Annotated in this window: 11 protein-coding genes; 9 read left to right on the top strand and 2 right to left on the bottom strand. The window is 41.5% G+C overall.

Going from position 1 to position 16,666, the window contains the following annotated elements; translation table 11 throughout:
• Positions 1-239 precede the first annotated feature (239 nt).
• The 3 genes from helD to MH215_RS17230 all read left to right on the top strand — a co-directional run bounded on the left by helD (position 240) and on the right by MH215_RS17230 (position 4,600).
• Positions 240-2,657: an RNA polymerase recycling motor HelD gene (helD, locus tag MH215_RS17220; RefSeq protein ID WP_239291726.1), complete on the top strand. Its 2,418-nt coding sequence runs from the start codon at positions 240-242 to the stop codon at positions 2,655-2,657.
• A gap of 384 nt (positions 2,658-3,041) precedes the next feature.
• Complete coding sequence (locus MH215_RS17225; protein ID WP_239291727.1) at positions 3,042-3,488, top strand: MarR family winged helix-turn-helix transcriptional regulator; 447 nt, start codon at positions 3,042-3,044, stop codon at positions 3,486-3,488.
• 44 nt (positions 3,489-3,532) lie between these two features.
• Positions 3,533-4,600 (top strand): LLM class flavin-dependent oxidoreductase, encoded by a 1,068-nt coding sequence (locus tag MH215_RS17230; protein ID WP_239291728.1) that lies wholly within the window; start codon positions 3,533-3,535, stop codon positions 4,598-4,600.
• A gap of 71 nt (positions 4,601-4,671) precedes the next feature.
• Here the strand turns inward: MH215_RS17230 and MH215_RS17235 are convergent, their stop codons facing one another.
• The gene (locus MH215_RS17235) at positions 4,672-5,310 is read right to left on the bottom strand and encodes a nitroreductase family protein (RefSeq protein ID WP_239291729.1); all 639 of its coding nucleotides are present in this window, start codon (positions 5,308-5,310) and stop codon (positions 4,672-4,674) included.
• Between the two features lie 170 nt (positions 5,311-5,480).
• Between MH215_RS17235 and MH215_RS17240 the strand changes: the two genes are divergently transcribed.
• A complete protein-coding gene (locus tag MH215_RS17240) occupies positions 5,481-5,855 on the top strand; it encodes a winged helix-turn-helix transcriptional regulator (protein ID WP_481857451.1) in 375 nt (124 codons plus the stop codon).
• 222 nt (positions 5,856-6,077) lie between these two features.
• On the opposite strand, the gene MH215_RS17245 is transcribed toward MH215_RS17240, so the two are convergent.
• Positions 6,078-7,109, bottom strand: a complete 1,032-nt coding sequence (locus tag MH215_RS17245) for an AraC family transcriptional regulator (protein ID WP_239291730.1) — start codon at positions 7,107-7,109, stop codon at positions 6,078-6,080.
• 226 nt (positions 7,110-7,335) lie between these two features.
• Between MH215_RS17245 and MH215_RS17250 the strand changes: the two genes are divergently transcribed.
• The 5 genes from MH215_RS17250 to MH215_RS17270 all read left to right on the top strand — a co-directional run bounded on the left by MH215_RS17250 (position 7,336) and on the right by MH215_RS17270 (position 16,544).
• A complete protein-coding gene (locus MH215_RS17250; RefSeq protein ID WP_239291731.1) occupies positions 7,336-8,730 on the top strand; it encodes an MFS transporter in 1,395 nt (464 codons plus the stop codon).
• A gap of 50 nt (positions 8,731-8,780) precedes the next feature.
• A complete protein-coding gene (locus MH215_RS17255) occupies positions 8,781-11,294 on the top strand; it encodes a beta-glucosidase (RefSeq protein ID WP_239291732.1) in 2,514 nt (837 codons plus the stop codon).
• 38 nt (positions 11,295-11,332) lie between these two features.
• Positions 11,333-12,919, top strand: a complete 1,587-nt coding sequence (locus tag MH215_RS17260; RefSeq protein WP_239291734.1) for an alpha-L-rhamnosidase-related protein — start codon at positions 11,333-11,335, stop codon at positions 12,917-12,919.
• Between the two features lie 234 nt (positions 12,920-13,153).
• Entirely contained in the window at positions 13,154-14,776 is a 1,623-nt protein-coding gene (locus MH215_RS17265) for a response regulator transcription factor (RefSeq protein ID WP_239291736.1), read from the top strand.
• A gap of 22 nt (positions 14,777-14,798) precedes the next feature.
• Positions 14,799-16,544 (top strand): cache domain-containing sensor histidine kinase, encoded by a 1,746-nt coding sequence (locus MH215_RS17270; RefSeq protein WP_239291738.1) that lies wholly within the window; start codon positions 14,799-14,801, stop codon positions 16,542-16,544.
• Positions 16,545-16,666 lie beyond the last annotated feature (122 nt).

Genomic DNA, 16,666 nt, shown 5'->3' on the forward strand with positions numbered 1-16,666 from the left:
TCATGTTATCTTATAAATGTAATCTCATGAGGAATGGTCAAAGTGGATCGCACAATTTATTGTCCAAAGATAAAAAAATAAATTGAACGCGAAAAAACGCTGTGATATAATCAGTAGCGCATTAATAATTCCAATCAATAGTTGTATATTTTATTATCCCTAAATATAGTATACCTCTGGGATTTGGATTTGTCAATGCTCTTTTTTGGCCTAAAAAATGGGAAAAGGGTGGTTCAGGGATGATCGAAAAGAACAATTGGCATCAAGAACAGGAACGGCTGGAGTTAGTTAGAAACAAACTGCAGGTAAGGATCTCTGAACTGGAGCCGGAAGTGGCCGGATTACATGATCAGGCATCGGACATTCGCAAGCGATTCTGGGAAGAAGTTACGATGAACACAGGTACTAATGAAGACTTCGAGGAGTCTTTCTTCACCATTAACCAACAGTCCGCAGTATTAGCCGAACGAGAGCGTGGTCATCAGCGATTGATGCAGCAATGGAAAAACTTAAAGCGTCTGCTTCCATCACCATATTTTGGGCGAATTGACTTCCGAGAAAAGGGAGTGAACTTCAGTGAGAAAATTTATATTGGCGTGTCTTCCTTTGTTGATCAAGACGGCTTGAGCTTTCTGATCTATGACTGGCGTACGCCCATAGCTAGCATGTATTATGACGCTTCTCCCGGGGTTGCCTCATACGTTACCCCTTCTGGAACCATCGATGGCACGATGGAACTTAAACGGCAGTTTCAGATCCAAAACGGAACAATAAATAATATGTTTGATGCAAATGAAACCATCGGGGACGACTTGCTTCAGCATGTGCTTGGCTCTGGAGCAGATTCGCAAATGAAGAGCATTGTAGCAACGATTCAGAAAGAACAAAATACCATTATCCGTAATGATACAAGTCGTATGCTAATCGTGCAGGGGGCTGCCGGCAGTGGTAAAACTTCAGCGGCTTTGCAGCGGATAGCTTACTTACTATATAAGCATCGCCAGACAATCAAGGCCGATCAGATTGTTCTTTTTTCACCAAATCCCATGTTTGCCAGCTATATTTCCACCGTCCTTCCTGAGCTTGGTGAAGAGAATATGCAGCAGACAACATTTCAAGAATATCTCGACTATTGGCTCGATTCCACACTGCGCTCAGAGGATGCTTTTGATCAGATTGAATATGTTCTGACCGAACAAGGAACGCCAGGTTATGAGGCTCGTCTTCAGGGGATTGAATACAAAACATCCCAATCTTTTCTACAAGCTCTACAGAGCTATGGAGTATCGTTGGGACATGAAGGTATGCAATTCAAGGCACTTCGGATACAGGATCGTGATCTGATTACGGCAGAGCAGATGAAGGAGAAATTTTACGGATATGATCATACCTTGCCTCTAATCAACCGAGTTGCTCTCTTGCAGGAGTGGCTACTGAGTGAACTAGGTTCGCTGGAACGGTTGGAACGGGAATCCTCTTGGGTACAGGAAGAGTTGAATTATCTGGATACCGAGCAATACGTTGAAGCATTCGGAATGCTGCATAAGGAGAAAGAGATTTTCGACGTTGCAGAGCGTTATGCTGCCATTCTTAGAGATAGCAAACATAAGCAACGAGGGGATGAAGGTGACTTCGATTTCACGCAACGAGAGGAAGAGCTGCTCCGTCAAAAGATTGTCAGAGCATACTTTAAGCCGCTAAAGAAAAATGTGAGAAATTTCTCTTTTGTCAATCTCAAAGCCATTTACGCTCAATTGTTTGTTGATGAAGCAACATATAAAGAAAAAACAAATGGAGCTCCTGTTCCTGCTTTATGGAAAGAAATATGCATGAAAACCAAGGATATGCTGGATCAAAACAGGTTGTTTCATGAGGATGCAACACCGTATTTATATGTAAAAGAGTTAATTGAAGGTGTCCGGACAAACACGGAAATTCGATATGTATTTGTAGATGAGGGTCAAGATTATTCGTCCTTTCAATATGAGTATTTGAAAAAACTGTTTCCTCGAGCCCGGATGACGGTGCTCGGTGATTTTGGGCAAGCCATCTTCATGCAATCAACAAGTCTGGTTGGAGATCAATCTCCACTGGTTCGCCTTTTTGGCGAAGCTGACACAAGTCTATTTTCCCTATTGTGTAGCTATCGCTCAACTAGCGAAATTGTTGAATTCACAAGAGCGATGTTGCCTGGCGGTGAGGAGATTGTACCGTTTGATCGACAAGGACCGAAACCCCTTCTAACCAAGTTAATTAGTAGAGAAAAACGTGATGAACAGGTTATGGCAGACATCGCTGCACTTCGAGACAAGGGATTTGAGTCGATCGCAATTATTACGAAAACGGCAGCCGAGAGCCGTGAGGCGTACGCGATGTTACAAGCTCAAGGAAACGAAACGTTACAACTCATTACAAAAGAGACCATACACTTTGAAAAAGGGTTGATGGTGATCCCCGTCTACCTTGCCAAAGGAGTCGAGTTCGATGCAGTGCTGGTCTATGATGCTTCGTCGAAAACGTATGGCGAGGAAAATGAACGTAAGTTACTTTATACCGCTTGTACACGGGCAATGCACGAACTTTATCTGTATACGATTGAAGATTGGTCACCAATTGTGCAGGCGCTACCTGCGGATTTGTATGAGATATCATCTTAGACAGCTCAGTGAGCATGTAATAGAAAGCATGTTCAGCCTTGGTTATTCCCAACCAAGGCTTTTTTTATCGAAAGAAAACCATACGCTATACGTGAGGTCAGAGGAGCCTCCAGAGGATTTTTTAAAAATTTTGTTATAATAAAGGTGCTACTTCATAACATCGCGTTTATGGGTTGTACAACTTGTTAACGACAATCATGCTGAGAGTGTAAGCAATAACGCTGGGCTGTAATTATGATAAATGTTAGGACAGAAACACTGTTGACAATTATTTATCCTATAGTTAGGATAAATTTATCATAATATTATGATAAATTTATAGATACGTTTTAATTTCAATTGTTCTTAAGTTTCAAAATGCTATGGAAGAGGATGATTTGATAGATGAACGAGCAGAGTGAGCTTGATTTACGATTATTTCGTGTGTGGATGAAGGCTACAAAAGCAGCGACAGAAACAATTCAGAGAGATATTCAAAGTTACAATATCAGCATGGAGAATTTTATAACACTTGAATTGCTCTATAGCAAGGGACCGCAAACTGTTCAGAGAATCAGTGAATTGCTTTCTATACCGAGCGGAAGTATTACCTATGTAATTAATAAGCTAGAAAAGAAGGAGTTAGTGGAAAGGAAACAACATTCGGAAGATAAAAGGGCGTATCTTATCGCTTTAACCGATCAAGGAAGAACTCTGTTTGATGAAATTTTTCCTAAACATGTGGATATGATCTCTCGAAGCTTGTCTTTTGTTACAACGGATGAAAAGGAACAACTCATTAATCTTCTCAAAAAGATTGGATATGGCATTCAAAATATGAGTGAAGAATGATTTTCCGACTAACATTTAAATAAAAATAGAAAGAAGGAGATTGAATGAATCAATCATCAGAATCTATGGAATTTGGACTAAGTACTTTCTTAGAATCTAAACCAACAGCGAATGGCGTATCTCATGCAGAGAGAATTCGACAGGCTGTTGAGGAAGCTGAATTAGCTGAACAGGTTGGATTAGACGTGTATGCTATTGGGGAACATCATCGTGAGGATTATGCAAGCTCGGCACCCGCAACCATATTAGCTGCCATTGCATCTAAAACCAATAAAATACGTCTATCCAGCGCAGTATCTGTTTTATCATCTGACGATCCTGTTCGAATATATCAGAATTTCGCAACATTAGATGCTCTTTCTAGTGGACGTGCAGAGATTATGGCTGGACGGGGATCATTTATAGAATCTTTCCCTCTGTTCGGATATGACTTAGATGATTACAATGAGTTATTTGAGGAAAAACTGGACTTGTTACTGCAAGTCTCCGCTTCAGAGAAGGTTACTTGGAGAGGTAAACACCGTCCTGCGATTCATGATTTAGGGGTATATCCACGAGCAGTACAGGAGCCATTACCTGTATGGATTGGCACGGGAGGAAACGTAAATTCAGCGATTCGCGCAGGAGTTTTGGGACTACCTATTTGTTTTGCGATCATTGGCGGTTCACCAGCGCAATTCGCTCCTTTGGTTCAGGTGTACAAAGAAGCTGCGCTTCAAGCAGGACATGATCTAAACCAATTACAGATTGCTGTTCATTCACACGGTCTTATTAAAGAAGATGGCGAGCAAGCTGCCAATATGCAATTTCCTGCAGTAGTTGATCAAATCAATAAAATTGGCCGCGAACGTGGTTTCTCAGAGTACACACGTAGGTCTTTTGATCAAGCTCGAAGCATAAATGGGGCGTTATATACAGGTGATCCTGAGTATGTAGCCGAGAAAATCATATTGTTGAGAAAGAACTTGGGACTGACACGATTTTTGCTGCATGTAGATAATAGTATGTTAGCTCATCGTGACCTTTTAGAAACGATTGAATTGTTCGGAACGAGAGTTGTACCCATTGTCAAAAAGGAGCTTGCGCGAATACAGTCATCAAGTAACAAGTAACTGCTGTAGTTATGGAGCCAAGGGCTTGTCTGTCTGAAGACAACCCCTTGGTTCTTGTTGTTATATGCTATTTATACCCAAGTAGCAACTTCCTCTACCGGGAGACGATAAGATTGATGCCCTTCTCTAGCTCCTTTACCGATCGTAATTAACATAACCGTAGGGTAACGTTCCTTATCTAAGCCAAATACGTCATTGATTCTCGAACGATCATAACCGCCAATAGCGTTGGTATCATATCCGTGTGCCCTTGCAACCAACATAAGCTGCATGGATACGAGTCCGGTGTCTAATGTGTTGAAATGGCGTAATTCAGATTCAGGCATGTTCGTATACCCAGGTTTGACTGTGTTTAACTGTAAGTCTCTGATGTCTGCAGGTTTGTATCCAAGCTCAACTTCCTTGTTCAAAATGCGCTCCATGTTTTCAATGTGCTGCATATCCATGAACACTGCAATGACAGCTGCTGCAGTTTTAATTTGCTTTTGGTTATACGTAACAAGGGGAGTAAGTTTTTCTTTACCTTCATCACTGTCAATAATCAGAAAGCGCCAAGGCTGTAAGTTGATAGATGAAGGCGCACGCGTCGCTTCTTGCAAAATCTCAGTCATTTCCTCGTGGCTTATTTTAACCTCAGGGTCATAAACTTTAACAGTGCGACGACCAAATACGATTTCGTTAAAATCGTTCGTTTTTTGATATTTTCCCATAAACCATAATCCTCCTTAAAATCAATCACTTATCTTATTGAAGTCGCGTCATCATAATGGACGGCTTGACTACGGACTTATCTTAATGCATAGTATCTATTAATGTAAGTAGTTATATTTTTATAACATAGTCACAAAAAAAGAACCTTTGGGGAGATTGGTGATGTTCAATGGCTAAAATGGAGTACAATTCAACTACGGATGACATAGATTCTTCTGAAAACGTAAAAAGATGTGCTATCGCTAAGCCGCAAAATATGATAGCTGGAAAGTGGAAGTTGACTATTCTATGGCTAATAAGCATGCAGACCAGACGTTTCAATGAGCTTCAACGCTTACTACCCGGCATATCCAAAGGGATTCTTACACGGCAGCTAAGAGAGCTTGAAACAGATGGACTTATTCATCGAGAGGTATACAAAGAAGTGCCTCCTAAGGTTGAATATTCGTTAACAGCGTTAGGGGATAGTTTTATGCCGATTTTAAACAGTATTGCTGAATGGGGTAAGCGCTTTGAGCAACATGAGGAGGACAAGCAGCTTTAAACGTAAGGCTGGTGCTTATCGAGGGGGAGGGCGCGCATATTAAGCATCATTGAAGAGGGACATAACCCATTGTCACTAAGCCGCTAGATTAGCGGCTTTTGTTATGGCTTTAGCCAGTTAAGTGTGTATGAATTGTTTTAAAAAACCACACGTTATGCGGATAATATTGTCTGATTTTTCTGTATCAGCGATTAATGCACATGTGATTCCGAAGCATATGGACTATTCACTATTGATTTTTTCAGTTGAATTAAAAGGGCTAGATGATCTCTGCAAAAGAGCCATTTTACGATATTGTTTAGGAGTCATCCCATACTTTAATACAAAGGTGCGATAGAAAAAACCAGGACTATCATATCCAACACTTTCTGCAATCTGTTCAATACTCTCGTTGGTATTGGTCAATCGTGAAGCAGCCTGTAACATGCGCTGCGTTTTGACAAGCTCCATAAATGTTTGTCCGGTTTTCTTCTTGAGTAGATTGCCAAGATAATTGGAATTGAAGTTGAACCTCTCAGCCAAGTCAGTAAGTTTACAGGTTCGATAGTTACGTTCTATATAAGCGAGGATCTCTAGCAAATCCACCCGTGTATGTTCAGACGGAACAGTATTCGTACGGTACGTATAAACTCGCATTAACTCAGTAAAGATGATTATCATGTGTCCATATAATATATCCTGTGTATACATAGTTTCACCAAATGCTTCACACATCATATTTTTTACAAAAAATTGTAGTTTCTCGTAATTTTCTGATTCAAAAACAATATAGCGATCATGTGATGTATCCTCTGCAATTGCATTGAATAAAAATTGCGAAACAATGCCACCTGTAGCAAAACGTCCGAGGATCGCAGAAGCAAATATATCTTTGCGAATAATAATATTAATTAAAATATCGTTCTCTTCCATTCGATCAATGCTGTGCAGCACATCTGAATCTAACAGACAGAGCTGCCCCTCCCGCAGCAAGACTTTTTCCCCATTGATTTGCTGGGTACATGTACCGGAATAAATGTAATTAATCTCAATAAACGTATGCCTGTGTAAAGGCATTGCTGAAAAGCGATGATGCTTACGTAACTGAATAGGTCCGCTCTCAAAGAAGCCATCTTCTGGCATTCGTATATATCCTTCTTCGTTTACCTTCCAATCCAAAGGCGTAACATCATTAACGTTCTTACCCGTGACTAATTGAATGTGTTCAATCTCATTTATTCTTCTTAGATATAGATCCAGTTCCTGTATATTCATGGGTATAACTGCTCCTTTTTTTGTTGACCTGTAATTAGAATAAAAAACACATGTATTTATAAAATTGTCTACGCTTTCAGAAAGCGGTTTAATAAAGATGACCTTATCCTAGCAAAAAAAGCACAAGAAAATCAACATTTTTTCGGACTGAAAGTGATTTTCTAAAAGAGATTGTAGCTTTAAATGTATCTAATACACATGGGGTAAAGCAGATGGAGGGATTAAAATGAGTATAGCCACAGATGCTGTAAAAAGAGAAGTTTCAGAAGATGCAGCTATGTCGAAATTAAGCTGGAAAGAACGTATTGGGTATGGGTCAGGGGATATCGCTAGCAACCTGATTTGGACCGCATTATCCATGTTTGTATCGTTTTATTACACCGATGTTGTCGGTTTAGCGGCTGGAGCAATAGGTACATTGTTTCTACTCGCACGTATAATGGATGCATTTGTGGATGTTGCAGTTGGAGTTGCGGTCGACAAAACCAAATCCAGATTCGGAAAAGCTCGGCCATGGATCTTATGGATGGCCATACCATTCGCAATTGCAGGTGTACTCCTGTTTTCTTCGCCGGACTTTGGTCCGGGTGGAGCTCTCGTCTATGCTTATGTAACTTATTTGTTAATAAATATAATTTATTCCACAATCAATATTCCTTACGGTGTGCTGAGCTCATTGATGACACAAGATCCTTATCAGCGATCGGTATTGAATATCGTTCGTATGATCATGGCGTTGCTCGGTATCGTAATTGTTGCGAATTTTACTATGCCATTAGTCAATGCATTTGGAGGCCAAAAGGGAGGCTGGACAATAGCTTTCACAATTTTCGGAATTGTAGGATCTATCTTGTTCGTCATTACTTTCTTGTTAACCCGTGAACGGGTAACTCCCTCAGTCGTTGACAAACCAATCCCGCTGAAGCGAGGGCTTCCAGCGCTGTTCCGAAATAAGTATTGGGTTATGGTTCTAATGTTGAATACATTCTTTTATGGAAGTCAGGCAGCTACACAAGGAATTAACATTTATTATGCTCAGTATGTTCTGGGTGATGGCAATCTAGTAGGTTTACTGACGATTGTACAGCTTGCACCAATGTTGCTAATTTTGTTGATGTTAGCTCCACTGATCAAACGGTTTGGTAAACGGAACGTAGCCATGATTGGTATTGTCATTACGGCTATCGGAGCATTGATTCCTGTAATTGAACCGACAAATCTGATGATTGTTGTCATATCAACAATTGTAAAGGCGATTGGGATGGCACCTGTCATGGGTACGATCTTTGCGTTCATGGCCGATACGGTTGATTACGGTGAATGGAAAACGGGAATGAGGACAGAAGGATTGATCTTCAGCGCTTCAAGTTTCGGTGGTAAAGCAGGAAGTGGTATTGGTGGGGCTTTAGTAGGGTGGATTTTGGCATATGGCGGATATGTTGGCGGTCAAATTTCTATTTCTGCAACCGCATTAAGTTCCATTGAGTTCTTGTTCATTTATGTTCCATTTATATTGTGCGTTCTGCAATTCATCGTTTTATGGTTCTACAAGCTGGATCGGGAATATCCGAAAATTCTAAGAGAGCTTCAGGAAGTCAAAGCAAATAGACAGGAAGACTAATTATACTAAAGAAAGTGTGATGAATTGTGCTTAAACCTTGGATGAATACTATGGAATTACCCGCTAGACGAGCAGAATTACTGCTCGAAGTGATGAGTCTGGATGACAAACTCGCGTTGATGCATGGGGGAGAGCCAAACAATTCATTTGGCATTCCCCGTTTGAAGTTAAATGATGGGCCTGCTGGTATCACAGGGCCTGATGAGAATACAGGCACACAACTACCCGCACCAATTGCACTTGCAGCTTCCTTCTCACCGGAGTATGCATATCGATACGGCAAGCAAATTGGACGAGAGGGAAAAAGTCGTGAAACATCGTTGCTTTTAGGTCCCACGGTTAATATAGCTAGAAGTCCACTAAATGGGCGAACGTTTGAGGCATATGGGGAAGATCCTTTTTTGGCGGCAAGAACGGGTGTAGAAGTGGTTAAGGGTATTCAGGATCAAGGTGTCATGACTTGTGTCAAACATTATGCGGTAAATAATCAGGAAGAAGAACGATTCACACAGAATAGTATAGTTGATGAACGTACATTACGAGAGATTTATCTTCCAGCATTTGAAGCAGTTGTTCGAGAAGGTGGAGCATCTTCTCTTATGGCTTCTTACAATCAAATCAATGGAGTTCATGGTGCAGAAAACCGTGATCTGTTACAGAGAATTTTGAAGCATAATTGGGCATTTGAAGGATTTGTCGTTTCTGATTTCTTGGCTACACAGAGTACAGTTGCTTCTATACATGCAGGATTGGACTACGAACTGACATTTCCGCATAAACGCTATTTTGGTGAACCGTTAAAAGAGGCAGTGAAAAGTGGGCTTGTTTCCTTGGAAGCGATTAACGAAAGTGTCGAAAGAATATTAAAAGAAATGTTCACTGCCGGTTTATTTGAGCGTGCTGAGTCTAATGAGAGAGACGCTTCAAATGGGGAAGTACTGAGGTTGTCGGGTGAGAAAGAAGCATTAGAAGCTGCAATTCGTTCGATCGTATTGCTCAAAAATGAAAAAGGAGTCTTACCATTAAATCAGAAAAGTAAAATAGCCGTCTTTGGTCAGGCTGCTGCAGAAGGATATATTGCTTCCGGAGGAGGCAGTGCTTATGTTCCGGGCAAGCCGATAACCCCACTTGAAGGAATACGCAAGCAAGTAGGTTCTGGAGTGGAAGTGACCTATAGACGTGGAACTACACCTGTACCCATGGGGCCTTCATTCATGTATGATTCACCCAATGTGGAGTACACCATCCCTGCAGAAGCATTCAGTGATGGTTTAGTCGTTTACACTTACCCTGACAATGCTCTTGGAGGAGAACCGATAGATCGTGTCACCGTTCCAAATCTTTGTGTGAATTGGGAGTTGTCGGGTAAACAAAGACCATCATCTGCTAGATGGGTAGGAAAGCTGATCGCGCCGATGACGGCAGATTATACATTTTACTTACCAGCTTCAGGCGGTGCAAGATTGTTTCTAGAGGGGGAGCTGCTACTTGATAATTGGGATGTTCGTCTGACTAATCGAATTGCGGTTAAGCATATGGTTGCGGGTGAAGCCGTTGATCTTGAAGTTCACTATACATCCGATGGTGCACCTGCAGCTTTAGCTTCTATTGCCCTTGAATGGTATCCCAATACAGACGAATCTTATATTCAGGAAGCAGTGCAATGTGCGGAAGAGGCAGACTATGCAATTATTGTAGTCAATGATTATATGACTGAAAATTATGATAAGCCTAATCTGGATTTGCCTGGTGCTCAGAACTCATTAATCGCTGCAGTTGCTTCGTCGAACCCGAACACAATTGTCGTTTTGAACACTGGAGGGCCAGTAGCTATGCCCTGGCTCAATGAAGTGCAAGCGGTTGTAGCTGGTTGGTATGGTGGAATTAATGGTGGAGACGCATTAGCACAGATACTGTTCGGTAATGCAGATCCATCAGGTCGGCTTCCAATAACGTTCCCGATGTCTATTGAAGAGAGTCCGGTGTGTACCAGTGCACAGTATCCAGGTCTTCAGGGTGATACGGTATACAGTGAGAAACTTGAGGTCGGTTATCGTGGATATCTGAGTCGGAGTATTACACCATTGTTCCCATTTGGTCACGGCCTATCTTATACATCGTTTGATTATCATGATTTGCATTTACAAATGGGAGAACCTGATTCTACTAGTAATCAGAGCGTAGTCACCGCAATTTTCAAGGTAACCAATACCGGTGACCGTTCTGGAACAGTAGTGCCTCAATTATACGTTGAGTTCCCGCTTTCAGCTTCGGAACCGTCTCCTGTACTTCGACAATATACTTCATTGGAACTTCAACCGGGAGAGTCCGTAACGATCGAGCTGTCGCTTGGTGCAAGAGCATTTGCAGTGTGGGAGCCTCAGAAGGAATTGTGGAAGGTACCGAATGGATCTTATACCGTTCGCATTGGAGATTCATTCTCTAATCTTTCGTTACAGGCTTCGGTTCAGTCCAATTCAGAATGGTCGGTTGCTGCTAATGCTAGTGCCAGTTTACTTACAGGAATGGAACGAGCATCGACGATATTAGGATCTCGCCGCTGATATTCAATGAACAGATACAAAACTAAAGGGGATTTGACATGTCCAACACAGCTAAAATACAAGCCCATAATGTTACAATTATGCGAGACGAACATCTTCTTGCCAAAGCTGAAAATTTGAAACCTGTGCTTCGAAAAAGTGAAGTTCTGCCAAATCGATTGGTGGAAGTACGATCTGATTCAGAATCCATTCACGGCTGGAACGTATTTGAGATCGGAAGTGCCGCGGATTTGTCTAACACGAAGTTAGGCAAATCCGATTCTGTAATTGTCGATTTCGGAGATCACCGCGTTGGTTATTTGTCTTTTGCCGTTTCTCCAGTTGGAAGTCCGCCAGACGCGCCACTTAAGTTGAAGTTAACTTTTGGAGAAATGCCTGTTGAAGTGGCAGAGCCGTTCTCCTCTTACAATGGTTGGATAAGTAGCTCATGGTTGCAAGAGGAACTCATGTTCATTGATGTGCTCCCAGCTAAAATTGAATTGCCTCGCAGATACAGCTTTCGTTATTTAAAAATCGAGGTGCTGGATACTTCTCCTAAATATCGTGTAGTCTTTGATTCTTTAAGCTGTCATACAGTAACATCTGCCGATAGATCCTCGCTGCAATCTCTTAAGCATCAAGAACCTGAGATGGAGGCTCTTGACCGAGTAAGTATTCGAACGCTTGAAGATTGTATGCAGGACGTATTTGAAGACGGCCCTAAGCGTGACCGCCGACTCTGGCTCGGTGATCTTAGGTTGCAAGCGTTGGCTAATTATGAGACGTTCAAAAGCAACAATCTGGTAAAGCGTTGTCTATATCTATTTGCTGGACTGCCGGATGAGCATGGCAGGGTGAGCGCTAATCTGTTTATTGAACCAAAACTGATTGCCGACGATACGTATTTGTACGATTACTCTTTGTTGTTTACTGTTACACTTTGTGACTACTGGGAGGCTACAGGAGACCAAGAAACGTTGCAAGATCTATGGCCAACAGCCAGACGCCAGATTGAATTGGCTCTGGAGAACGTTGAGGATGGATTAGTTCAAGATCGTGATTCATGGTGGTCGTTTATTGACTGGCATGAGGATCTGAACAAACAAGCACCAAGCCAAGGAGTTCTTATATATACACTAAAAAGAGCTGTAAGATTGGCAAATGCGATTGGTGGTGAAGAGGGCAAAAACTGTTCTGATCTTTGGAATAAAGAGATACGGTTCACAGAAAATGCTGCGATGGAAAATCTATGGGACGAGAATCTAGAATTCTTCGTCAGCGGTGAGGCACGGCAACTATCTTGGGCTTCTCAAATATGGATGGTATTAGCGGAAGTTCTGCCAGAAGAACAAAATCGGAAGCTCCTACTTCAGCTGATCGAGGAAAAAACCTTAATCGGTATGACTACGCCATATTTATATCATTATTTGACAGAAGCGCTACTAGTCGCGGGACTTCGGGAAGAAGCTATAACACTAATTAGATCTTACTGGGGAGGAATGATCCGTGACGGTGCAGATACCTTTTGGGAGCTATACGACCCTCATAACAAAAGCTACTCACCATACGGCAGTAATCTAATTAACAGCTACTGCCATGCATGGAGCTGTACTCCAACATATTTGATTCGAAAATATGGTTTGTAAGCGTATTAGATTGAGTCGTGAGATAACTCATTTACCGAATTGAGTTTATGAATCTATGAGCAAATATAATAGTATGTTAACCTTGGTTGTTTCCAACCAAGGTTTTTTTAGTTCCAGAGAAGGTAGGCTCGCTGTCTCAGCAATGGTAGAATAGCTACAGATTGACACTCATTTTTCAGTTGTTTTCAGAGTAGTATGGTGTATTCATTGAAACATTCCGATTGGGGGATTCTCATGTATAAATTGATGATCGTAGATGATGAGTTACTTATGCGCGTTGGAATCCGCTCGATGCTTAACTGGGAGGAGTTTGGTTTTCATGTGGTTGGTGAGGCAGGGAATGGAAAAGAAGCGCTAGAGCTTGCCTTGGAAGTTTCGCCTGATCTAATTATTACGGACATTAAAATGCCTGTTATGGATGGGCTGGAGCTAATCCAAGAGTTATCTTGTGTGCTCAAAACATGTAAGTATGTCATCCTTAGCAACTTTGATGAATTTCATTATGTGAAGGAAGCCCTGAAGCTTGGCGCAGCAGATTATCTAATCAAAAGCGAGATCACAGAATCATCGCTGTCCGAGCTTCTGACTACCGTTACGCTGAAACTCCAAAATGAACAGATCAGTCCGGCTAACGTACCTTCTGTTACAATTGATTATTCTAAGAGCTTGAGGCACTTGAAAGATAGTTTCTTTCAAGATATTGTAAGCGGATTCATAAATGAGAAGGAGATCATGGTCAAAGCGGAGGAACTGCAGTTTCGCATCAGATCAGATCAATTGGTGATAATCAAGTTCTTCGTTAACTATTACGAGAAAGCGAAGAAAAAATATATCGAGAAGGGGGAGAAGCTACTTCGATTTTCGCTCCTGAACATTATGGAAGAGATTATTCCATCCAAGTGGGAAAAGGAAATTTTTGTGGAAAGCTCGTCTGAATATTGGGTTATCGTCAATGTACTTCCTGAGACTGGCTCAATACAAGCTGATCTCCACAAACTATGTTCGAAACTTTTATCCTCCATAAAGGATTTTATGAATCTCTCACTCACAGCAGCTGTGAGTACAATCGTATCTGACTTTCGTTACATTAGAAAGGCATGTGAACAAGCAGAATTCGCTCTACATCACGGTTTCTTTACGGGCAGCAATCAGGTGCTGTACTACAATGATGTCCTTCAAGCTCCACCTAGGCAAGAGGTGAACGAAATGCTAAACCCAGAGCAGGAACGGAATTTTATTAAATTGTGGGTCAGCAAAGACTACAACAGTGCAAAGGATTTTCTTCAAACCATTCGATCTGATCTGGAAGCAAAGCGAGCGAATGAGAGCAGTGTTCGTAAGCAATATATTTTGCTGATGGAAACGATACAATCGCATCTGTCTCGTGGGACAGAAAGAGGCAAGCGTAATTGTACAGAGAAATCACCTTATGAAATTGTGCTCAAGGGAGAGTGTTGGGAGGATATTCACCAAGATATGCTGGACTATATCGCTTATTATTTCAAGATCAATTCCCAGGACATGCAGGAACATACCCATGCAGACGTTGCAATCGAGATGATCAACAAGTATTACGCTGAAGATATTTCACTCCAAGGCGTAGCGAATCAAATTAATGTTAATCCGTCGTATCTTAGCCGATTGTTCAAGCAGGAAAAGGGGGAGAACTTTATCACATATTTGACGCGAGTTCGTATGGAACATGCAAAGAATTACCTTTTGAGCAAGGAGCTAAGAGTGTACGAGATTGCTGAAAAGGTAGGTTACCATAATTACACGTATTTCAGTAAGATTTTCAAACGATCTGTCGGACATACACCCGAAGAATATCGGGATCTACAGAAGGATTCCATGTAAACCGTGAATAGAGGTGCATTCTATGAAGCATGTCCGATTCGTGCGAATCCAGCACAAAATCATGGTGATCTGTATAACGGTCATTATTCTTCCGGTACTTGTGATGACGATCAATTCCTATTATTCTTCTGAACGTTTATTAACACAGAATTATACAAATGTGCTGAACGATCTGTCTAAGCAGACCAATATACGAATTGATGAGTTTCTCAAAGAGATCGAAAAAATTACTCTTTTGGCGAGCAATGGACTGAGCAATGATCTATCTGCGACACCTGAGGGCAGTTTTCCCATTCAGGACTTTCTTCGAAATAGTGATGAGCCGCGAGAGATTGCAGCTTACAATATTCTGATGAACTATATTATGATGAAGGATCGCGTGTTTTCCATCTATCTTTATAACTTGAACGGAGGTCCAGATCTGTTCGTTAGTCCTCACCAGCCTATTGATGCAAACTACAAAGTGGCAAACGAATTGTGGTTCAAACAATTCCTGCATAGAAATGATCGAACCATCACGTTGACTACGCGAATTGACGAGCAATTGCAGAACAAAATTCTAGCAGTCTCACATGCGCGAAAAATTCATGACGTTTCTACAGGAAAGCTGCTTGGTGTAATCGTGGTCAGCATTGACATCAAATTTATCGAAATCGTCAATCGTAACTTGCAGGAAGGGCTGCGCTCTAGATTCATGATCGTGGATGAGGACGATAAGATTGTGTATAACGTGGATGAGCGATTGATTGGTACATTGTTTCGCGGAAACGTCCGTCCACCTGAAGCAACGAATGTTGTAGTGACTAGCCCTCTAAGTCAGCAAAAGTGGACAAGTTATCTCTACATGCCATTGGATGAGTTAACAGCTGACGGTAAAATTTTAGGTCGTAATCTAATAACGCTCGCCGTCGTGATGTTTCTTTTTGCAGTCGTCTTATCCGTGTTTCTGTCCCATGTCATTACAACGCCAATCAAGAGACTTTTGCGTAACATATCACTTGTAGAAAAGGGGCAGTTTGAACAAGTCGAGCATATTCGCTCTCAAGATGAGATTGGACATCTATCGGTACGATTTAACAAGATGTCGCATGAATTAAAACGAATGGTCGAGCGGGTGCAGCAAGAAGAAATGGAGAAGGCACAAGCCGAGATGCGTGCTCTCCATCACCAGATCAATCCCCATTTTCTGTACAATACACTCGGGTCAGTGAAATGGATTGCCTCCATGCAACAAGCTGACAAAATCGTGGACATGACAGATGCACTAATCTCAATGCTCCGTTACGCCACGAGATCAGATGATAGTCTAGTAACTATTCGTGAGGAATTAGATAACATTAAGAATTATGTAACTATTCAGAATGTAAGATACTATGATTGCATTCAGATGAACTATGAGATTGAGGATCAATTAATGGACTACCGAATGCCCAAAATGATTCTACAGCCTATTGTTGAGAATGCTATTTTTCACGGTCTTGCCGAGCTTGAAGAAGATGGCATCATAACGATACGAATCCAAACGAAGGGCAATGATATTACGATCGAAGTTTGTGATAACGGAGTAGGCATGGAAGAAAACATCATTCAGAATTTCATGGATGAGAAGCCGAGGGTAGGCGATGGAACAAGAGGGATTGGAGTTCACAATGTACAGCGGCGCATTCAGCTGCATTTTGGGAAGCCTTATGGGATCCAGGTGGATAGTACTGTAGGAGAGGGGACGGTTTTTACCATTCTGCTGCCTGGCATATCAGATATCCAGTAGTTATGTGTCCGGTGGTGCATTATAAATCTATCAATTAATAAATGATTAGGTATATTAGGTATATGGAGCACCTATGCATGAGAGTCTAATCGGTTGAATTTTTCATAATGACATGAATTAAA

It is taken from the genome of Paenibacillus sp. ACRSA (assembly GCF_022346845.1).
Taxonomy (GTDB): Bacteria; Bacillota; Bacilli; order Paenibacillales; family Paenibacillaceae; genus Paenibacillus.